This is a genomic window from Chloroflexota bacterium (assembly GCA_023475225.1).
Lineage (GTDB): Bacteria > Chloroflexota > UBA6077 > FW602-bin22 > JAMCVK01 > JAMCVK01.
Window position 1 is genome coordinate 26,445 of record JAMCVK010000021.1, and the last position, 19,342, is coordinate 45,786.

Annotated in this window: 20 protein-coding genes and 1 tRNA gene; 7 read left to right on the plus strand and 14 right to left on the minus strand. The window is 55.6% G+C overall.

What is annotated here, in order from left to right; all coding sequences use genetic code 11:
• Positions 1–2: 2 nt before the first annotated feature.
• Positions 3–227 (plus strand): hypothetical protein, encoded by a 225-nt coding sequence (locus tag M1136_04285; protein MCL5074858.1) that lies wholly within the window; start codon positions 3–5, stop codon positions 225–227.
• Here the strand turns inward: M1136_04285 and M1136_04290 are convergent.
• Positions 176–484, minus strand: a complete 309-nt coding sequence (locus tag M1136_04290; protein ID MCL5074859.1) for a hypothetical protein — start codon at positions 482–484, stop codon at positions 176–178. The genes M1136_04285 and M1136_04290 overlap by 52 nt on opposite strands.
• A gap of 343 nt (positions 485–827) precedes the next feature.
• On the opposite strand from M1136_04290, the gene M1136_04295 reads away from it, so the two are divergent.
• The 5 genes from M1136_04295 (at position 828) to M1136_04315 (ending at position 3,135) form a co-directional block, all read left to right on the plus strand.
• Positions 828–1,067 (plus strand): hypothetical protein, encoded by a 240-nt coding sequence (locus tag M1136_04295; protein MCL5074860.1) that lies wholly within the window; start codon positions 828–830, stop codon positions 1,065–1,067.
• A gap of 18 nt (positions 1,068–1,085) precedes the next feature.
• Complete coding sequence (locus tag M1136_04300; GenBank protein MCL5074861.1) at positions 1,086–1,466, plus strand: type II toxin-antitoxin system PemK/MazF family toxin; 381 nt, start codon at positions 1,086–1,088, stop codon at positions 1,464–1,466.
• 161 nt (positions 1,467–1,627) lie between these two features.
• Entirely contained in the window at positions 1,628–2,041 is a 414-nt protein-coding gene (locus M1136_04305) for a hypothetical protein (protein MCL5074862.1), read from the plus strand.
• A 152-nt stretch (positions 2,042–2,193) separates the two neighbouring features.
• Positions 2,194–2,415 carry a hypothetical protein gene (locus M1136_04310; protein ID MCL5074863.1) on the plus strand — a complete coding sequence of 74 codons (222 nt, stop codon included), beginning with the start codon at positions 2,194–2,196 and terminating at the stop codon, positions 2,413–2,415.
• A 159-nt stretch (positions 2,416–2,574) separates the two neighbouring features.
• Complete coding sequence (locus M1136_04315; protein MCL5074864.1) at positions 2,575–3,135, plus strand: adenylate/guanylate cyclase domain-containing protein; 561 nt, start codon at positions 2,575–2,577, stop codon at positions 3,133–3,135.
• A 383-nt stretch (positions 3,136–3,518) separates the two neighbouring features.
• On the opposite strand, the gene M1136_04320 is transcribed toward M1136_04315, so the two are convergent.
• From M1136_04320 to M1136_04365, 10 genes are all read right to left on the minus strand, one after another.
• On the minus strand, positions 3,519–4,541 hold the full coding sequence (locus tag M1136_04320) for a serine protease (GenBank protein MCL5074865.1): 1,023 nt from the start codon (positions 4,539–4,541) through the stop codon (positions 3,519–3,521).
• A gap of 15 nt (positions 4,542–4,556) precedes the next feature.
• Positions 4,557–4,769: a hypothetical protein gene (locus M1136_04325; GenBank protein MCL5074866.1), complete on the minus strand. Its 213-nt coding sequence runs from the start codon at positions 4,767–4,769 to the stop codon at positions 4,557–4,559.
• Positions 4,770–4,907: 138 nt separating this feature from the next.
• The gene (locus tag M1136_04330) at positions 4,908–7,976 is read right to left on the minus strand and encodes a type I restriction endonuclease subunit R (GenBank protein ID MCL5074867.1); all 3,069 of its coding nucleotides are present in this window, start codon (positions 7,974–7,976) and stop codon (positions 4,908–4,910) included.
• Positions 7,973–8,764, minus strand: coding sequence for a phage Gp37/Gp68 family protein (locus M1136_04335; protein ID MCL5074868.1), 792 nt, complete (start codon positions 8,762–8,764; stop codon positions 7,973–7,975). Before M1136_04335 ends, M1136_04330 begins: the two co-directional genes overlap by 4 nt.
• A gap of 2 nt (positions 8,765–8,766) precedes the next feature.
• Positions 8,767–9,900: a three-Cys-motif partner protein TcmP gene (locus M1136_04340; protein ID MCL5074869.1), complete on the minus strand. Its 1,134-nt coding sequence runs from the start codon at positions 9,898–9,900 to the stop codon at positions 8,767–8,769.
• Positions 9,897–11,174 (minus strand): restriction endonuclease subunit S, encoded by a 1,278-nt coding sequence (locus tag M1136_04345; GenBank protein ID MCL5074870.1) that lies wholly within the window; start codon positions 11,172–11,174, stop codon positions 9,897–9,899. Before M1136_04345 ends, M1136_04340 begins: the two co-directional genes overlap by 4 nt.
• A gap of 37 nt (positions 11,175–11,211) precedes the next feature.
• Positions 11,212–11,727: a DUF4411 family protein gene (locus tag M1136_04350; protein MCL5074871.1), complete on the minus strand. Its 516-nt coding sequence runs from the start codon at positions 11,725–11,727 to the stop codon at positions 11,212–11,214.
• Positions 11,724–12,875 carry an ImmA/IrrE family metallo-endopeptidase gene (locus M1136_04355; GenBank protein ID MCL5074872.1) on the minus strand — a complete coding sequence of 384 codons (1,152 nt, stop codon included), beginning with the start codon at positions 12,873–12,875 and terminating at the stop codon, positions 11,724–11,726. Before M1136_04355 ends, M1136_04350 begins: the two co-directional genes overlap by 4 nt.
• Positions 12,876–12,917: 42 nt before the next feature.
• The gene (locus M1136_04360) at positions 12,918–14,537 is read right to left on the minus strand and encodes a type I restriction-modification system subunit M (protein ID MCL5074873.1); all 1,620 of its coding nucleotides are present in this window, start codon (positions 14,535–14,537) and stop codon (positions 12,918–12,920) included.
• Positions 14,538–14,698: 161 nt separating this feature from the next.
• Positions 14,699–14,773: transfer RNA gene (locus M1136_04365), tRNA-Ala, on the minus strand.
• A gap of 142 nt (positions 14,774–14,915) precedes the next feature.
• Here M1136_04365 and M1136_04370 point away from each other — a divergent pair.
• Positions 14,916–16,169 carry an MFS transporter gene (locus tag M1136_04370; protein ID MCL5074874.1) on the plus strand — a complete coding sequence of 418 codons (1,254 nt, stop codon included), beginning with the start codon at positions 14,916–14,918 and terminating at the stop codon, positions 16,167–16,169.
• Between the two features lie 79 nt (positions 16,170–16,248).
• On the opposite strand, the gene M1136_04375 is transcribed toward M1136_04370, so the two are convergent.
• The 3 genes from M1136_04375 to M1136_04385 all read right to left on the minus strand — a co-directional run bounded on the left by M1136_04375 (position 16,249) and on the right by M1136_04385 (position 19,324).
• Positions 16,249–16,503 carry a translation elongation factor-like protein gene (locus M1136_04375; GenBank protein ID MCL5074875.1) on the minus strand — a complete coding sequence of 85 codons (255 nt, stop codon included), beginning with the start codon at positions 16,501–16,503 and terminating at the stop codon, positions 16,249–16,251.
• A gap of 261 nt (positions 16,504–16,764) precedes the next feature.
• Positions 16,765–17,982, minus strand: a complete 1,218-nt coding sequence (preA, locus tag M1136_04380) for an NAD-dependent dihydropyrimidine dehydrogenase subunit PreA (GenBank protein MCL5074876.1) — start codon at positions 17,980–17,982, stop codon at positions 16,765–16,767.
• A gap of 4 nt (positions 17,983–17,986) precedes the next feature.
• Positions 17,987–19,324, minus strand: coding sequence for an FAD-dependent oxidoreductase (locus tag M1136_04385; GenBank protein MCL5074877.1), 1,338 nt, complete (start codon positions 19,322–19,324; stop codon positions 17,987–17,989).
• Between the last annotated feature and the right edge of the window lie 18 nt (positions 19,325–19,342).

Here is a 19,342-nt window from a genome sequence, read left to right on the forward strand (position 1 = left end):
TCATGGCGCTCTTCAACGCCCCAATCCCTCAGCCTGAGCATCGGAGGGTGGCCCTGGAAGCAGCCATCGCCCTCCAGCAAAAGGCAGCTAGCCTGAATCTGCCCTTCGCCATTGGCATCGGCATCAACAGCGGCCTGGCCATAGTCGGCAATGTCGGCGGGGGAGAGGTGACAGATTACACAGCCAGTTCCGCGGACAGGAACCACTCCACGGCTGCTCGACCATAGATGGGTTGAACGATCTGCTTGCCTTTTGGATACGGACTGGCAGCTTTGAACCCTACTTGCTCAAGCAGGTGGCGAACCTGAGCAAGTTCGCTCGGCGCCAACATCAGCCGGACTTCGTAACCCTTTTTATATTTTCTCCGGCCAAGCGCCTCGATGCGTTCCTTGTTTGCCACCCGTATGTAGCCCTTCCTTTGAAAGAACTGCTTCAACTGAACAGCTGGCTGTTCACTTGCGGCCGATTGGAGTAGATGATTCATGCTCTTCTCCTTTACCTTTGATCATTCATCTGTGGGGATCGGATTTGACCTCCAGGGCATACCTACGCCTGCTGGCGAGTGTCGCGGCTAACTAGTACTTAGACTGTAATTTCGCTGTATAACACCCTAAATGGAGATGTTTTACACCAACTGTCATCTGAAAACATTATGAGGCAACCTATACCAGAAGTCAATCTACCTCCAGCCTCCTGACCACCCGTAACTGGCGATGATATACTTACTATTAGTAGAGATAATCAGGGGTCATACAAATGGTTATAGGACTGAAGAAAAGTGATGAGGAAATAAGCTGCTAGGTTGGAGCACTAAGGGGGTATTAGTCATGAAAACTTTGAAGCTCAATTTTACAGTTCCTGAAGACGTAGCTGAGGCGTTGAAGGCTCGTGTCAGCAAACGCAAGCGCAGCGCCTTCGTCGCTGCGGCCGTTCTTGACAAGCTGCAGGAACTTGAACGGGAACAGCTCAGACAAGCTCTCATGGAGGGTTATCAGGCAAGGCGAGAAGAAAATACAGAGATTAACAGAGAATGGGAGGGAGCTACGCTGGAGGGATGGTCACGATGACATGGGTTGGAGGTAACTATGTCCCAGCGTGAGCCGAAGCCCATCCATGAGGCAGGTTTCCCCCGATATGGAGATATTTACGAGGTGAACCTTGACCCTGTTGTTGGGTCTGAAACTGGTAAGCATCGGCCGGCGCTAGTTGTTTCCAACGACATCAACAATGAATTCTCCCAGATCGTCACCGTCCTTCCTATTACCGGGCAGCCTGCCAAGAAACAGTACCCTTTCGAAGTTCTCGTTCCCAAAGGCGTTGCGGGCCTCACCGTAGATTCTCAGATAAAGGCCAATCAGATTAGAACGGTGGATAAACGTCGCTTGGTCAGCTTCAGAGGCTCGCTGCCTTTACAATACCTTCCACAGGTAGAGAAGGCGCTGAAAATCCACCTGAATTTGAAATAGATGGGGTTCACATCTGGACAGCGCTCAACCAGGACGTGTTCAAATCTGAAAAGTTACTCAATGACTGGTTCTCCAAAGCGCTGGGCCCTGTCAACGGAATGATACATTTCTACCCTAGCGAGAGTCCCCCTGTGTCACAAGCCAGGTCAGCAGTCACAATAATGAAACAGCAATTCTCAAAGGCTACCCTGCCGGCCATTTATACGGGTGAAACCTTTGAGGCCAGGTTCGAAAGTAGTGGGGGACCAGGTGGTCGGGTAAGTATATCAGGACTGGAACCTGAGCCGAGCCAAGTCGTCAGCCAGTGGATTAAGCGTATAGTTGATAAAGGTAAGCAACTTCCTTCTGGTGAGGCAGAAGTTATTATTGGAAGCCCATTATTTCTCTGGGGCACTCGTGAGTGTGAAGCTGCAAACCAGGCTTTGGTAAACGCATTGACCAAGCAGCCTCATACACGAATCTCAGGCATAATCTTTCATGCCAAACATGTGGAAAACAGCAGCTTCTTAAAGCACGTCCCTGCCGTAGTGATAAACCCTAAGGCAACGGCCAGGTGTGATGAAGCACTCACTTAGCTTGCTCACGCCCTTTTTCTGTACCCCGAGCTTCGCCGACCTGAAGACAATCGTTGGCGCAGCCTGGAAACGGCTCCAAGGTCACTCTAACGGCTACGTCTAGGTGACAATCCATATACAAGGTGCTATATTTAAGGGGGGAGGTGTGAAGGATGCCCCAGTTCGTCTGTTGCGGTATAAATTTCGCCAGCGAGTCAACCTATATCGAGCACCGGCAAAAGGTCCATGGGGAGCAGCCCCAGGTAAAGTACACCTGCTGCGGGATAAGGTTTTACACCGCTGAGGGATATGGTGAGCATCGGCAGCAGGTGCATGGCGAGAGTGCGCCTAGCGCTCGAAAGGGTCTGCTTGCCAGGCTCTTCAAGAGATCGTAAACTACCGAAAGGAGAAGGGTCATGAGGGCTGAAATCGTATACACGCGGTATTGTAAGGTGTGTCGCACCCCGATCCGGGGTCTGCGGGCCCTCCCCTTCCGCCTGCGGGGGATAATGCCCTTCGCCAAAAATCCTAGTCTCTGCAATCGGTGAGGCAAGGTGCGCTTTCCTGCCGTGGAGCAGGAAATTACGGTCCTGTTCGCCGATGTCCGCGGTTTCACCTCCCTGGCTGAGCGGACACCTCTGGACCAATTACGGAAATCACTCAACGTTTTATTCGTCGCCGCCAGCGACCTTCTGATGCAACGAGATGCGCTGATAGACAAATTTCTGGGCGATGCCATTATGGCCCTCTTCAACGCTCCAATTCCTCAGTCCCAGCATCGGCAGGTGGCCCTTGAAGCAGCCATCGCCCTTCAGGAAGAGGTGGCGGGCTTGAATCTACCCTTTGCCATCGGGATCGGCATCAACAGTGGCCTAGCCATAGTCGGCAACGTCGGTGGGGGAGAGGTGACGGACTACACAGCCATCGGCGACACGGTGAACGTGGCGGCTCGTCTATCGGGCCTGGCCCAGAAGGGCGAGATCCTTGCTGGGGCCTCTACCTGTGAGGGACAGACCCATCTCCTCCCATCAGGGTATTCCTGTGAGCCGCTGAGCCTTCAAGTTAAGGGGAGAGAGGAGCCAGTAGCAGCCTATCGCCTCTATCCAGTCGGATGACTCAAACTGATCAAACGTAACCCGGAACGCTCCGATGGTGGAGGCAAGGGGACGATATTAAGAACCTTTAGCCTGGCCTTCGGTCTAACCACATAGCCTACACCCTTCGGATAACACGACTGCGATAGTAGAGAGCTTCTAGCGCAACAGTATGTGCTATCTCAAGTCGACTCTAGGTATGGCTGAACAATCTGCTCTCCAGCCTCCTTGGGTTCGACTCCGGCTCGGCTCACCAAGTGAAAAGTTCTGTCTTTTATCCTGCGTGGTGATCCCTTGGAATGCCGTCTTGTCAGCGAGGGTAGACCACGACCTCTTCCGAAGTTACCGGTTGATGAACAGACGGCGAAGCTTACAACCCTGCTAGACGAGTTCAAGCGCAACACTTAGCCCTGCAACGATGGCGCTTCAGGTTGCGGAGGTGACGGCGGTGGCTGCTGAGGGAGTGGGACAGGTTGGGTTGGCGGTGGACCTTGGATAACAACCTGTTGAGCCAGCTTTATAAAGGCCCGCCCTTGATGGTTTTCTATTATCTTCGTAGCGGCAGTAGCCGAAAACGTATGCATGCAAGCGTGATAGGCAGTTAGCACCTTGTCTTGCAGGTTCTGGTCTGATTCGAGGAATTCTATCCTCATGCCCAATGATCTGAGATAATTCCTATCAAGCGGCCGGCCATGAGTTCGAAGCTCTTCGTGGTCGCTGAGGGCGGAAGCGATTCGCTTTGCTCGCTCCTCCCGTTTGCGTGACCTTCGTAACATCCATGTGGTGAGCCAGCTTGACACCAGTTCCCGAGACAACGCTATGGCATTTTCGCACTGTTCCAGAAGGGCTGGACCATACTGCTGCAGACTCGGCACCCAGACAGCTAGGTTTGCCCTGTCCTCTGCGCACTCCCGCTTGGCACGGGCGAACTGATCCAGTATCGCTTGTGCAGGAACGGACTGAATACCCAGAGGAGTTGCAAGCTGAAATTGGGGGTCGATTGGACCCATGTAAGACTGGCGGCCCATGACAACTATATTGGCAGCACAGGCAAGCATCGTTGCGGCAGACATCGCCTCATGAGGGACAAATACACGGATGTCCCGGAATTTGCTCCGCAAGTACTTTACGATAGCTTCGGTGGCCTCTGCGCGTCCACCAGGACTGTGCAGCACGATGTCCAATTTTCGTCCTTGCAGACCGTAGAACACCTCCATGAAGCCTTCGATATCCTCATTGGTAATACTGAGAAGTTCAGGAGGCACCCTGGGCTTTTGGAGATGCCCGCTTGCGTATAGCACCACATTGCGCCCTGTATAACTAGCCAGGTCTGCCAGGGCCTCACGCCGTATTACATCGAGGGCATCCCTTCGTCCTTGTGCTTGGAGTTCCTGCAGCCTTCTTAGCAATTCCCCCCAGGTTGGCATCCGCTACGCCCTTCTCTATTGGAGGTCAGACCGGTTGGAAGTCGTAATAAGCGGCTCTTGCCGAGTCGCTTCCACATATTGCTGTACCTCGCGGATCATCTCCTCGTAGCCACCATAGACCTTGAGCAGGTCAGTGATGCCGGGGAATTGCTGCTCTGCGCTTCTGAGCAAGCCCTTCACCTCAGATTCGGTGCCCCTGCGTGGCTTCCTATTTTGCAATGTCTCCATTGGCCTCCCCCGATCTCGTTCTTTGTTTAGGATATCTCCTCCTGTGCACAGCAGGTTACAAATTCCATAATAAAGTATAAACGTTGCTCTTTATTTCGGCAACTGTGGCATGGCAGCCATTGGACAGCTACCCCTTTCTTAGCCAGCCCAATCTTTGCATAACAATTCAGCTTGCTCCAGTACTGTCAGGGTGGCTTTTTCATGTTTATCTGGCGGGTAGCCGTACCGGCGAAGGAGTCGCTTGACCGCTATTCGCAACCTGGCGCGGACGCTCTCTCTGATCGTCCAGTCGATAGTGACATTGCGCCGAACCGTTTCTACGAGTTCACGTGCTATCGTCCTAAGCGTTTCGTCACCCAACACCTTCACCGCGCTATCGTTCACCTCGAGGGCGTCGTAGAACGCCTCCTCTTCTTCGCTTAGTCCCAGCTTTTCGCCCAGCGCTTTGGCATCGCGCATTTGCTTAGCCAGTTCGATGAGTTCTAGGATCACCTGGGCAGCCTCGATGGTACGATTCTGATATCTACGAATGGTGGTTTCAAGCATCTCGGCAAACGAACGGGACTGGACCAGGTTCTTTCTGGCTCGTGCCTTGATTTCGTCATTAAGGAGCTTCTGCAGCAACTCGAGGGCAAGATTACGATGTGGCATACCCTGCAGCTCTGTAAGGAACTCGTCAGACAGGATTGAGATATCCGGTTTCTTGAGACTGGCAGCGCTGAATATGTCGACTACCTCGTCAGAAGATACCGCTCTGGATACGATTTGACGAACAGCCGAATCCAACTCCTCTTCAGCTTTTCCTGGTAGCTGGGTGTTCTTGGCTATGGCCGCTCGTACCGTCTGGAAAAAGTCAACATCGTCCTTGATCTTAAGCGCTTCCCCATGAGGGACGGAGAGGGCGAAAGCCTTCGATAGCTCCGTTACGGCTTGCAGTAGCCGCACTTTTCCATCCTTCTGGCTCAAGATATGCTCCATAGCCGCAGGAATGATCGCCAGGCGCTCAGCTGGGGCACCGGTGATGAACTTAGAATAATCAAAGCCATGAAACATGCCACAGACGATCTCATACTTTTCGAGCATTATCGCCACCGCATCTTCCTGGGGGATTCCCGTGTCGCGGCGGGAGCCTTCCGTGTAGTCCATAAGGGCCTTTTTTAGCTCGTCGGCGATGCCCAGGTAATCAACCACCAGGCCTCCGGGCTTATCACGAAAGACCCGATTTACACGGGCTATGGCCTGCATCAGGCCGTGGCCACGCATGGGCTTATCAATGTACATAGTGTGCAGGCAGGGCGCATCGAAGCCAGTGAGCCACATATCCCGAACGATGACTAGTTTCAATGAGCCTGCAGGGTCTTTCATCCGCTTCTTGATGAACTCCCGGCGTTCTTTGTTACGGATGTGAGGCTGAAAATTCTGCGGGTCGCTTGCGGAGCCGGTCATGACTACCTTAATCACACCCTTATCGTCGTCTGGATGGTGCCAAGAGGGGCGAAGTTTGGTGATGGCGTCATAAAGGTCCACGCAGATATGCCGGCTCATGCACACTATCATCCCTTTGCCGTCTATAGCCTCCAGGCGTTGCTCGAAGTGCTCCACGATGTCCTTGGCCACAAGCCCTATCCGTTTCTCGGTCCCTACCATCGACTCAAGGCGGGCCCACTTGGTCTTAAGCCTCTCCCTGACAGTTTCCTCCTCACCTTCAGTAACCTCCTCGAAGTCAGGGTCTATGTGTGGCCTTTCCTCCTCCTTTAGTTCGAGCTTCGCCAGCCGCCCCTCATAGAAGATACGGACAGTAGCACCATCCTCCACTGCTCGCTGAATGTCGTAGATACTGATGTAGTCCCCGAATACCGCCGGGGTGCTTCTGTCGTCTTTTTCGATGGGGGTGCCAGTGAACCCTATGAACGAAGCATTGGGGAGGGCATCTCGCATGTGGCGGGCGAAGCCATCGATGAAATCATACTGGCTGCGATGAGCTTCATCAGCAATGACGACGATATTGCGGCGGTCCGACAGCAGCGGGAACCTCCCCCCACCCTCTGGGAGGAACTTCTGGATAGTGGTGAATACGATACCCCCAGAGGCTACCTTGAGGAGGTCTCTCAAATGCTCTCGGCTCTCGGCTTGCACAGGCTGCTGCCTGAGCAGATCATGGGCCAAGGCGAAGTTGCCAAAGAGCTGCTGGTCGAGGTCATTCCTGTCAGTCAATAAGACCAGGGTAGGGTTCTCCATAGCCGGATGAAGGACGATCTTTCCGGCGTAGAACACCATCGTAAGGCTCTTGCCCGCACCCTGGGTATGCCATACCACGCCTACTCGCTTATCCCCCTTGGGCGATGTCGCCCCCACCGTGGCTGCTACTGCTGCATTGACGGCGTGATATTGATGATAGGCTGCTACCTTCTTGGCTATCCTGGAGCCGTCTACCTCGAAAAGAATGAAGTGGCGCACCAGGTCAAGGAAGCGGCTCTTCTCGAACATGCCGTTGAGGAGCACCTCCAGCTCTGAGACACCCTTCGGAGCAGCCGTGGCTCCGTCGCTGGTGCGCCAGGGGAGGAACCACTCCCAGCCCGCCGTCAGCGTTCCCACTCGGGCCTCGGTGCCATCGCTGATGACCAGCAACTCGTTATAGGGGAAAAGAGACGGGATGTCCGTCTTGTAGGTCTGAAACTGGTTGAACGCAGCCTTAATGGTGGCGTTCTCGTCGACCGGATTCTTCAGCTCTATCACTGCAAGGGGGAGACCATTGACAAAAACTACCAGGTCGGAGCGGCGGTTATGCTGCCCTTCGATAACGGTGAACTGATTGACCACCAGCCAGTCGTTCCGGTCTGGGTTGGCAAAATCCACCAGCCAGACCTTGTCGCCCACGATGCGCCCCTCTTCGTTGCGATACTCCACATCCACGCCCTCAGTCAGCATCTTGTGGAACTGACGGTTGTTGACCATGAGGCTGGGGCTATCAGGGCGGGTGACCTTTCTGAAGGCGTCTTCCAGAGCCTCGGTAGGAATATCCGGGTTCAACGAGGCCAGGGCAGAGCGCAGCCTTTCTACCAGCACTACTTCCGAGTAGTTTCTGCGCTCGGGATGTGGGCCGTCGCAGGCAATGTCCGGCCCAGGCAAATGCTGATAGCCGAGACCCTTGAGCCAGTCAATGGTGGCTTCTTCTACTACGGACTCAGTGAGGACGTGCTGGATCATGGCGCCGTGCCCCCTTTGAGACGTCTTACGAGGCCAGTTTCGCTCTCGTGTTTGTCCCGGATTCTAAACGCCAACTGACCTTGCACAGGTGAGTCATCCCAGGTGCGACCCTGCAGCAGGCGTCCGGCACGCTTCTTACTCACCCCTCCCCACTGTTTGAAGAAAAATGGCACGCTAGCCGCCAGACACTGTTCCCTGATTTGTGTTACCCAGTTCTCTCTTACAGGCCTTGCCCCTGGCCCCGACTCACCGCCGACTATCACCCAGTGGATCCCATGAAGATCCAGGTCTGGCAGCGGTCCTAGTAACGGTTCGAGAGACAAAAACCTTGTTCGGGCACTGGTCTGGCGCAGATGGTCAGCACGGAAGATGTAATCCATATTTTCGATGCTGACACCCATCCACACATTCTCGGGCCAGTGAATCGCTGAGTTAAGTTCGAGCAAACGCTGTGATCGTTTCGTAAGAATCTGAAATTGGTGCCACCAAGCGCGCCGCATGACATCGAAAACCTTCAAGATGAATGGCACAGGAACGTCTTCGTGGAACAAATCGCTCATAGAATTAACAAAAATCATCAGTGGCTTCTTCCAGCTTAGCGGTGCCTCTAATACAGGCTCATGCAACGTCAGTTTGAATCCATTTGAGTAATTAGGTTGCCCCATCGCTTGCAGCCGGAACGCCATTCTCTCAGCGTAGCAATGCTTGCATCCGGGACTGACCTTAGTGCAGCCCGTTAGTGGGTTCCACGTGGAATCGGTCCACTCGATGGAAGATTTCGTCGCCATAGCTATATGTTACCCTTCGATGGAAACATGACCGTTACTGTGTCCGCAAATGTAGATTCACCCTTGCGCCTGCGCTGCTGATCTGCAGGAGGGTCGGCTGAAACCTTACCTTGGGCCTCAAGTCTTGCGAGAACATCCTTATAATTGGATTTGATATAGGGCGTTCCGACATGATGCTGATTGTACACCTCCAGCATTGTCATCTTCCGGCTAGCAAAGTCATTCAGCAGCATACCTTCGAGATCATCAAGTGGTCGTGAAAGATCAAAAAGCAAGGGTTGGCTGCGCGTGGCCGGGTTGTATTCGAAGGATGGCACGCCTTGTTGTGCGCTTGAGCTTTCCTTAGCCATAATTTCCTTCATGATTTCGTAGCCTTTGATATGCTTGCTAACAAAAACCAAATGATGACTAGTGCGGTTGCCACTGCCGTTCTTGAAACGGAATGGCAGGACGTACTCGCCGCCCATTTCCTTAAGTGCTTCGGCAAGGGCTTCAACAATAGTCAACTCTCGCTTGTGAGGTCGCATAGGCTCGAGTTGCTCCCGGAGCTTATCTGCGCGTTCTTTGCCAAAAAGGGCGTTCATGTGTTCTTTAACAGATTCGTTATTAAACCCCATATTGATGCGGTTATAGTTAAAGAAAACAATACAATCACAACCCCAATCCTTAAGCACCAAGTTAATGAGACGAAGTGATAGTCCCTTGTAGCCCCAAGGGTCCACAAAAAAGAGGGTGGGGACAAGGCGCATCTGTTCAAACATCTTGACTATTTCTTCCCCAACTAGCGCGTTGTAAACTTGTGGCTTGTGCCTGAGCACTTTTATACCTGGAATCGAATCAATAGCTTGGCAGAGCGTCTGAGTATTGTTCGAATCCGCATCGTTAAAAATGGTAACTAGCATTTCTCGCATATCTGGGTCCTGAATCGCACGTTCTAGGACAAGCAATGGTGTGGACTTTGTCCCGTCCTTATAGCGACCTGGCCCAGCAAACAGGTCTATGTAAGCGATTTTGTTCCCCCTTCCTTTTTGAGACGGAATAATCACCTTAGCCCAAGCCCAGAAGTATTTTGCAACTATTTCAGCCTTAACCTGGGACTGCTCTTGAGACTCGTCAAAGAAAGAGTTGCCGGTCATGCTATCGCCTCCACGAACTTCTCCGCATCCTTCACCCGTATCTCCCCGGACAGGAGCTTGGGCAATAGGCTAGCTCGGATAGCACCAAGGGCTTGGGATTCGTCATCGTTAGCTTTCATCTTTTGAAACCAGGGCTTCACCTGTTGCTCGAACCGTTCGGCGATAGAGGGCAAGGGAACTGCCACCCAGTAATGGTCAAAACAGCCAGGGTCGACACGCTGGCGGCCAGACGTTCCGGTCATTGCCTGGATAGCATGGGCCCGAAAGTCAGGATGCCGGGCAAGACAGTAATTGAAAGGCATACCCAGAGGAGGCTTTGGCCCTAGCACAATGAATTCAGTGGAGCCCCAGCCAATCTCCCCATCTTGTAGAAAGTCGACTACTGCGGTCTTGCCATTTTCCAGGCAGGGTGTTATGCGGGCTAGTAGAACATCACCGTTGGCGAAACGTGATCCTGAACCAGAGAACGGCCTCCTAATCGTTTCCAACACACGTGCTGATGCTGTGGGTAGAGCAGACATATCAACATAGACGGCGTTCGCTCCCCGCTCAAGTCTGCGAGGTGGGTTAATACCGACCGCTTCGGCAACAGTAGCGCACCGCCATCCCTTTGGTATTGGCCCCACGAGAGAATCCTGCATTCCCTGGTCTCGGAAAGGCTCAAGGCCCACAAACCAACTCTTGAAGAGGGCCCCGGCCATTGCCTCCAGGGTCTCGTTCATGCGGCGGTTCAGCTCAATCTTGTCATCCAGCGCCCCCAAGATGGCAGCGATGGCCCGCTGCTCTGGGAGGGGAGGAAGGGGAATCTTGATAGTCTTCAGGTACGTTACCGGCTGTGCGATCGACGGAACCCCCACTTGGGCTGCATTGGCCAGAAGCTTGTGTTGTCCTTCTGCTGTCTTGAAGTAGTACACCACAAACTGGGGGATAACGTGTTGAGGGTTGCAGCGCATGTAGAACTGCCGTTGGGAAATGACATAGCGCTCGTATCGTGAGTTCCAAGGAATATACGAGACCTGCCCGATATTACCAGCGTGGGTGAAGACCACATCCCCCCTCTGGACGTTTGCATTCTTCAGCCGGTCTGCGTGCTCGGGAGTGATGAAGTTGAATCCGGGCGTCTCGTCAAGTCTGGAGTCATGAAGGTGTTGGCCACTAATAACTGGGACGCCTTCGGAAACAAATGTCTCAACCTTGATTGATGAGCCGAAAGGCCCCATCGCTACCTTCTCTGCGACTTCACCAATCGAGGCGGTGTGCCACTCACCGGACATACCCCACTCCTTTCACGGAAGGCGACCATCTACCATTTCAGCTCAACTTCACTCCCAGGGCACGAAGCATCTCAAATGTATCAATGTACCGAATGTTGAATGCCCGGCAGACATTGGGAATCGGAATCCTCCGCCTCACGTTGGCATCAAACCGTTCAAGCGTCACGATGACGCATCCCCTCGCCTTAGCATACGCGATCAGCCAGCCATCCACCGCGCTGGCAAACTCAGCCTTGGCCGCGTCGGTAAACTGGCTCTGACCCTGAGCCCAAGTCATGACCTGACGATAAGCTTGAACAACATCATCGTGACCCGTTGACTCAAACCACTGGTGGAAACTACCATTTGCCCATTGCTTGAGGTCATCCTTACCTCGGTCAATTTCCACCTTGATGCGGTCAATGCTCTGAACCTGGCCACTTTCCGCATGCTCAATTAATTGCTCCCAGAAGCGCGGGGCAATGTCGAAAGCGTAGTACCGACGTGCCGCCTCTATGAACACGTTAGCATCCAGGAGATACACGGGCAGAAGATACACGGGAAGGGCGGTCACACCAGCGCTCCTGAGGCGAGGAATCTCCCATACCTCTCAAATGTCTGTCCGTAAAGCCCTGTTAGCTCGTAGGCTTCTCGGTAGAGAAGATTGCCCTCTCTTACAGCGCGCATCACTGCTTCCGCAAAGCGCCGACCGAGGCGGAGATTCTGGGTGGCGTAGAAGTTGCCGCCCTCTTGACCTCGTGCAGCAGCCGAGCGCTCGGCTTGCTGATAGGCAACATAGAAGTCTAGAAACTCGTGTTTGGTGATGAGACCCAGATCGAGAGCCTTGCGAGCGCCGACGACTTCGCTGACCTTGAACTGGCGAGCGATGGCTTGGAAAGGGTCAGGCCCTTGTTTGATGAATGGCCACATCTCTTGTAGCTCATCTCTCGGGACCAGGAACTCAGCGGCAACCTGGCTGCAAGCCCGTTCCGTCTCGTCGTCCGCGGGTTGAAGTTCCCGCAAGTCAAATGCAGCACTGCTACCGAACCATATATGCGCCAGCTCGTGTGCCAGCGTGAACATCTGCGCAGCCTTGCTGTCGGCACCGTTGACAAAGACCAACGGTGCATACTCATCCACCAGGATGAAGCCACGAAACTCGGTGACGTTCAACTTGCGATGCGGATTGTTTCCAACGATGCTGTTCACGACCACAAGGATCCCGGCCTCCTCTATCCTGCTCTGTAGCTCTCGCAGCGCCTCAGTCCAAGTGGACTGTTGGGCCGTCCATCCTTGAGCGAGACCCAATGTGCGCCTCATCTCGCGAGCCAACCCCTCCGCTATGTCCGTGAGCCGTGCAGAGCGGACAAAGCTCAACGGTTCGTGACCTTGTTCCGTCAGATACTCCCGCATCCATGCTTGGCGGCGCTCCATCATCTGGATGGTCTCAAGCAGGTCAGGACTGGACCGGCGTAGAGGCTCATCGCCCAGCGTGCGGAAGTGGGGAACAGGCAATCGCTCCTGGGGCGGCTCAGAAAGGAACAGGTATCCCAGCGGGGTCGAGGTGGCCTTCGCGAGCTCCTCAAGCTGACGCAGCGTCGGTCGGCTCTTACCGCTGAGCCACTCCGGCAGCTTGGGGAACTTCCGCGCGACGGCTCCTGGGCTGCCCGAGCGCTCCATAGCCCAGCGGAGGACAGGCTCACTGATGGTGACCCGCGTCATGCTGCGATGTCCTTTCTCAGCCTGCATTCGAGTTCTGGCCACTTACCCGCCATGCCCCAACCCCCTCAGGTTCTGGCGAATCACCGCCTCAAGCCTGGCTGACTCAGCGAACTGCTCCTCCAGTTTCCCCGTCAGCCGTGATATCTTCTCCTCAAAGGGTTCGTCTTCGTCCTCTATGTCCTCAGCCCCCACATAGCGGCCTGGAGTGAGCACATGGCTGTGGGCGGCGATTTCCTCGGTGGAGGCCGACTTGCAGAAACCCGGAATGTCCTGGTACGACTCCACACCCTCGTCTCCCCGCCAGGCGTGGTACGTCCCAGCAATGCGGGCTATATCCTCGTCGGTGAGCTCCCGGTGCACCCGGTCAATCATGCGCCCCATCCTGCGGGCATCAATGAAAAGGACCTGGCGGCGGCGATCACGAAACCAGCGGTTGCGCTTGTCTCGGGCCAGGAACCAGAGACAAGCGGGTATCTGGGTGTTATAGAATAGCTGGCCGGGGAGGGCTACCATGCAGTCCACCAGGTCGGCCTCAATGATGTTCCTGCGGATTTCCCTCTCTCCAGATTGATTAGAGGACATAGAGCCATTGGCCAGCACGAAGCCCGCCAGGCCGGTGGGGGTGAGGTGGTGGATGAAGTGTTGTACCCAGGCGAAGTTGGCGTTGTTTACCGGGGGCACGCCGTATTTCCAGCGGACGTCCTCACGGAGCTGCTCACCACCCCAGTCGTTGTCATTAAAAGGCGGATTGGCGAGGATGAAATCGGCCCTCAGGTCCTTGTGCAGGTCGTTCCTGAAGGAGTCTGCGTTGCGTGGGCCAAGATTGCCCTCTATGCCACGGATGGCCAGGTTCATCTTGCACAGTCGCCAGGTGGTGTGGTTCGACTCCTGCCCGTAGATGGAGATGTCGCCGATGCGGCCGCCGTGGGCCTCAACGAATTTCTCGCTCTGGACAAACATGCCGCCCGACCCGCAACAGGGATCAAAGACACGGCCCCTATAAGGTGCCAGCATCTCGACCAGCAGGCGAACGATGCAGCGAGGCGTGTAGAACTGACCCCCTTTCTTGCCTTCGGCGCTAGCGAATTGGCCGAGGAAGTATTCATAGACACGGCCTAGAATGTCCTTGGAGCGGTTTTCAGCATCCCCCAGGCCGATGGAGCTGATAAGGTCGATAATCTCCCCCAATCGCTGCTTGTCCAGGGCCGGGCGGGCGTAGTCCTTGGGAAGCACACCTTTTAGGGACAGATTGTCCCGCTCTATGGCGACCAGGGCATCATCCACCAGCTTGCCGATGGTTGGTTGTTTGGCGTTGGCCTGGAGATACCGCCAGCGGGCCTCCCGGGGCACCCAGAAAACACTGGCAGCGACGTACTCATCACGATCCTCGAGGAGTTCATATCGGGCCTGCGGCTCTTTGATGTAGTATCCGTGCGAAGGATCGGAGGTCCACAGACGGAGCTGCTGGTAGTGCTCCTGGAAAGCATCGGAAACGTATTTCAAGAAGATAAGGCCCAGGACCACATGCTTGTACTCCGCCGCATCCATATTGCTGCGCAGCTTGTCAGCAGCCTGCCAGAGCTTCTCCTCGAAGCCGAGATTGGCCCCGTTGGACTTCTGGACCCTGTAGCTAGTCAGGCTTGAACTTCTCCTTCTTGCCACTGGATGCCTCCATGTGCGCTATCTCGGATGGACTTCGTGCTTCCTCCTTTTTGCCCTTTCTCGGGTCATCATAGGTCGCTGCAAATTGCTCCAGCTTGTCTTTGTGAATGAGCCAGGTGAGGTCACGATGACAGCGATCGACAGGACAATCGATGAATATCTGGTGGAGGCGAGGGGATTCGAACCCCTGACTTCTTGCATGCGAAGCAAGCGCTCTCCCACTGAGCTACGCCCCCTATGTCCGATTATAGGTGTAGCAGCCGTCAGTGTCAATTGAGCTTGGAACTGTCTGCATCAGAAGACTCAGCGGCCAGCGCCCTGTGAGCTTTACCTGAAATGAGTGGTATAATAGGGGGCAAACTAAAGGAGGCATAACCGTTGGATAGAATAGGGGACACCGCCGTGCGCGAGGCGCCGCTGGGACGCCGCATCTGGGGTCTTAATAAAAACGTATTCGTCCTGGGCTGGGTGAGCCTGCTCACCGATATCAGCAGTGAAATGACCTTGACCATCCTGCCCCTCTTTCTGGCCAATGTGCTGGGCGTCAGGGTGTCTATAATCGGACTTATTGAGGGTATCGCCGACAGCACGGCGACAATGCTTAATCTCGTCAGTGGGTGGTTATCTGACCGAATAGGAAAGCGAAAGACGCTGACGGCCTGGGGATACGGGCTCTCCGCTGTGTCTAAACCGTTTCTCTACCTGGCCAGCAACTGGGGCATTGTGTTGGTTGTCCGTTTCACCGACCGGGTCGGTAAGGGCATCAGAACATCACCACGCGATGCCCTCATCGCCGCGAGCAGCCCGGTGGCTGAGAGGGGGAAGTCCTTTGGCTTTCACCGTGCCCTGGATACAGCGGGGGCAGTAGTCGGCCTCGCCCTGGCTACCCTCATCGTCTGGTTCAGTCAGCGGGGACTCTTGACTTTGGAACGATCCACCTTTCAGACATTGGTCCTCGTCGGCATAATACCGGGGCTATTGGCCGTGCTCTTGCTCCTCTTGTTTGTCACCGAGGTGAGGACAGCGGTAAGGCCCGCCGCAGCACCATCGCTCAGGCTGCACGGCTTTGACCGGCAATTTAAATTTTTCCTGGCCATAATGGTGATCTTCACCCTGGGCAACTCGAGCGATGCCTTCCTCCTCCTGCGGGCTCAGACGGTGGGGCTCTCTGTCTTGCAGATCTTCACCATGCTGGTTATGTTCAACGTCATCTATACACTGGTATCCTTCCCCGCCGGGATACTCTCGGATAGGTTAGGACGCAAACGGTTGATCGTGTTAGGCTGGACAGCCTATGCCCTCATCTATTTCGGTTTCGCGGTGGCGGCGGCCGCCTGGCATATCTGGTTGCTCTACGTGCTCTACGGGCTCTACTATGGGACCACACAGGGGGCAGCTAAAGCCTTCGTAGCCGACGTGGTAGTCCCGGCCCAGCGAGGTACAGCCTATGGCCTCTATCACGCCGCTGTTGGTGTCGCTGCTTTGCCGGCCAGCATCATCGCTGGCCTTCTATGGCAAATGATCAATCCCCAGGCCACCTTCCTTTTCGGGGCTGGGCTGGCGCTGCTGGCGATGCTGCTGCTCTGGACGCAGATCAAAGAGGCGCAGACGCTCCCCGCGTCCTCAGGGTAAACAAGCCCTCCAAATGGTCAAGACAGCCGAGGCCCTATTTCTGACCTGTCTATAGGATGGTGCCAAAGGACGCTGCTCGTCAGGAGAGCACTTTATATATCTGGTCGTGTTCCCTGACGTGCTCCTTGACCTTGATGGCCACCGCCTGTCCCGGACCGGCCTTCTCCACCTTCTGATGCTCGATCTCCATCGAGTCCACCGTCTGCGTCAGGTCAGTGCTATGCCCCTTGATATGGATGGTGTCACCGAGGTGTAGCTCCTCGGTTAACCGCAGGGCCGCTACCTGAAGATGGGTATAATAGTGTGTTACTACCCCTATCTCCTTCTCCTCCATCGCTCTTTCACCCCCTCAATATCATTGTACACTGATAGAGGGCGGCTTGGCAACTCGGTTAGGGGGGAATGGCCCTCATCCCCCTGCCCCCTGCCCCCTGTCACCGAGGCGACAGAGGGAATTAGTAGCGCGGGGGGACAAGCCCTGCGCTACATCTACGCACTAGAACCCTCCCAAAAGGCGGATCACTCCCAGCGGGAGAGGATAGAGGCATCATCTCTTAGTAATAGTCAGCGCCTTCCCCTCGCGACCCTCGCCCTGTCAGCAGGGGCTCGTTTGTGGAGCCTCTACCTCCTGTAAGGTGACAGCGGTGGGTACAGGGCAGACCTGGAGGCACAGTCCGCAGCCGACACAGCTCTTCTCGTCTACGGCGGCCACCCTATCCTCACCGAAAACGATGGCCTCGTGCCCCCCATCTCGACAGGCTACATAACAGCGGCCACAACCGATACAGAGCTCATTTATTATATGACTGCGCACTTTGTACTGGCGCGATAGTTCCTCGTGTGCGCATAATTTCGGTAGGGCCAGGCCGCAGAGGTCAGCCACCTTTGCGTAGCCTCGATCAACAAGGAAACGGCTCAGCCCGTCTGCCAGTTCCTCGATCAAGCCGAAGCCATTTTCCATGGCTGCCGTACAAACCTGCAAGTTGCTGGCACCGACGAGAAGGAACTCCGCCGCATCTCGCCAATCGTAGATTCCACCTACCCCAGCCAGCGGGAGCCGCACGTGGCGGGCGATGTCGGCTACACAACGAAGGGCGATGGGTTTAATCGCTCGGCCGGTGTAGCCTCCGAAGGAGGAGCGCCCGCGAACGGAGGGGAGCGGGGAAAAGGTAGCAAGGTCTAAACCGATTAAGGCCTCTACGGAGTCGATGGCACAAACGCCAGCGCAGCCGCTAGCCTCAACCGCCCTGGCGATCTCAACGATGTCGGTGACGTTGGAGGTCAGCTTGACGTACACTGGCGTCCTTTTCACGGCCTCCTTGACCCAGCGGGCGGTCATCTCAGTCAGACGGGGGTCCTGGCTGATCATATAGCCTAAGCCACCCGGCGTGCCGTGGGGGCAAGAGAGGCTACACTCAATGAGGTCAGCACCAGCCTCTTCCAACTGGCGAGCCAGGTCCTCCCAATCCTTCTGCCTGGAGGCCATAATGCTGCCAATTACGACCCGGTCCGGATACTCTGCTTTCAGCCAGCGGATGTCCCGGACGATCTCCTCGATGTGCCGTACGGAGATGAGATCGATGTTGTGCAATCCGAGCAGCTCTTGGCCACGCCTGAGTCCGGAGATCATCGGATAGACCAAACTGACCTCTTCCGAGGGCATAGAGGTAGTCTTAAGGACAGCCCCACCCCAGCCAGCAGCGAAGGCACGGGCGATGCGGTCGGCCTTATCTGTACAGGGAGAGGCGGCCAGGGTGAACGGATTGGAGAAACGAACGCCGCAAAATTCTTGGGCAAGATCGACGCTGAGCATTGTTTTATCCCTCCCCGCTTAAGAATCTATGTATCCCTAGAGCGGCCTTCCGTCCCTCAGCGATGGCCTGGACGACGGTGGTCCCACCATTGACCACGTCACCGGCGGCGAAGACCTTCAGATGCGTGCTCTGGAACGATGCTGGATTCACCGCGATGGTGCCTCCCTCTGTTAACGCCAGGTTCAGCCCGGCGAGGAGCCCTTTCTCCAGGGCCTGACCGATGGCCAGGATCACCTGATCGCAGGGGAACTCTTCTCCTTCCCCCTCAAGCGGTTCGACCCGGCGGCGCCCAGTGTCATCTGGTTCTCCCAGGCGCAGCAGTTGCGTACGCACGGCCATGACTTGCCGTCTGTCAGCGCGGAAAGCGGATACGCCGGTCAGCCAGCGGAACTCGACGCCCAGGGAGACGGCGTATTCGTATTCGGCCCGCCAGGCCGGCATCTCGGCCAGAGTGCGTCGGTAGAGAACGGTCACCCTCTCTGCCCCCCAACTCTTCGCTACTGAGGCGGCATCCATAGCGACATTGCCTCCGCCAATCACCACCACCCGTTGGCCGAACCTCGGCTGGGGTCCTTCGCCACGCTCATATAGGCGAATGGCTTTCAAGAAGTCGAGGGCCGACTGCACCCCGTCAAGTTCAGTCCCGCTCCCGGCGAACGGTACGGCCATGCTCAGACCGATGCCCAGGAAGACGGCATCGTAACGCTCCACCAGCCGGCAAAGCTCAGCGGGGCTGACCTCACTCCCCAGATGGAAATTTATCCCCGCTTCGTGGAGGGACTCCATCTCGAGGCGAATCACTTCGCTGGGCAGACGAAAAGGGGGAATGCCATGGGTGAGCATCCCACCCAGTGAGGAGTTTCGCTCGAAGAGATCGACGGCGTACCCCAGACGGCGTAGGGTGAGGGCACAGGATAGTCCAGCCGGACCGCCACCAACGATGGTCACCTTCCGCCCATTGAACAGGTTACGCAGGTGAGCGTAGCTCGGTCGCAGGAGGGCTCCGGCATAGTGATGCAGGGCCCCTATGCGCACGCTGGAAGGGGCCATCCCGTGCACAGTGCAGCTCTTCTCACACAGATATTCCGTAGGGCAGACCGCTCCACAGATGGCCGGGAAGGGGTTATTCTCCAGTGCGGCTACATAGGCACCGCTGAGGTTTGCCAGCTCAATCCGCCAGATGAAACGAGGAATGCTGACACCAGCCGGACATCCTTTGATACAGGGGGCATCGTAACAGTGTAGGCAACGTCTGGCCTCAACGCAGGCCAGATGGTGATTGTTGCGCATCGCCAGCGGTGTGGGGCGTTGCTCGGCCGACTCCAACTGTGTCGGTTTCAACGTAATACACCTCCTCAA

Coding starts and splice junctions, on each gene's coding strand:
- preA (MCL5074876.1), bottom strand. CDS start 17,982: ATGCTCAGCGTCGATCTTGCCCAAGAATTTTGCGGCGTTCGTTTCTCC.
- M1136_04355 (MCL5074872.1), bottom strand. CDS start 12,875: ATGACGCGGGTCACCATCAGTGAGCCTGTCCTCCGCTGGGCTATGGAG.
- M1136_04290 (MCL5074859.1), bottom strand. CDS start 484: ATGAATCATCTACTCCAATCGGCCGCAAGTGAACAGCCAGCTGTTCAG.
- M1136_04305 (MCL5074862.1), top strand. CDS start 1,628: ATGAAACAGCAATTCTCAAAGGCTACCCTGCCGGCCATTTATACGGGT.
- M1136_04340 (MCL5074869.1), bottom strand. CDS start 9,900: ATGACCGGCAACTCTTTCTTTGACGAGTCTCAAGAGCAGTCCCAGGTT.
- M1136_04320 (MCL5074865.1), bottom strand. CDS start 4,541: ATGCCAACCTGGGGGGAATTGCTAAGAAGGCTGCAGGAACTCCAAGCA.
- M1136_04330 (MCL5074867.1), bottom strand. CDS start 7,976: ATGATCCAGCACGTCCTCACTGAGTCCGTAGTAGAAGAAGCCACCATT.
- M1136_04300 (MCL5074861.1), top strand. CDS start 1,086: ATGTCCCAGCGTGAGCCGAAGCCCATCCATGAGGCAGGTTTCCCCCGA.
- M1136_04375 (MCL5074875.1), bottom strand. CDS start 16,503: ATGGAGGAGAAGGAGATAGGGGTAGTAACACACTATTATACCCATCTT.
- M1136_04325 (MCL5074866.1), bottom strand. CDS start 4,769: ATGGAGACATTGCAAAATAGGAAGCCACGCAGGGGCACCGAATCTGAG.
- M1136_04295 (MCL5074860.1), top strand. CDS start 828: ATGAAAACTTTGAAGCTCAATTTTACAGTTCCTGAAGACGTAGCTGAG.
- M1136_04345 (MCL5074870.1), bottom strand. CDS start 11,174: ATGTCCGGTGAGTGGCACACCGCCTCGATTGGTGAAGTCGCAGAGAAG.
- M1136_04285 (MCL5074858.1), top strand. CDS start 3: ATGGCGCTCTTCAACGCCCCAATCCCTCAGCCTGAGCATCGGAGGGTG.
- M1136_04335 (MCL5074868.1), bottom strand. CDS start 8,764: ATGGCGACGAAATCTTCCATCGAGTGGACCGATTCCACGTGGAACCCA.
- M1136_04310 (MCL5074863.1), top strand. CDS start 2,194: ATGCCCCAGTTCGTCTGTTGCGGTATAAATTTCGCCAGCGAGTCAACC.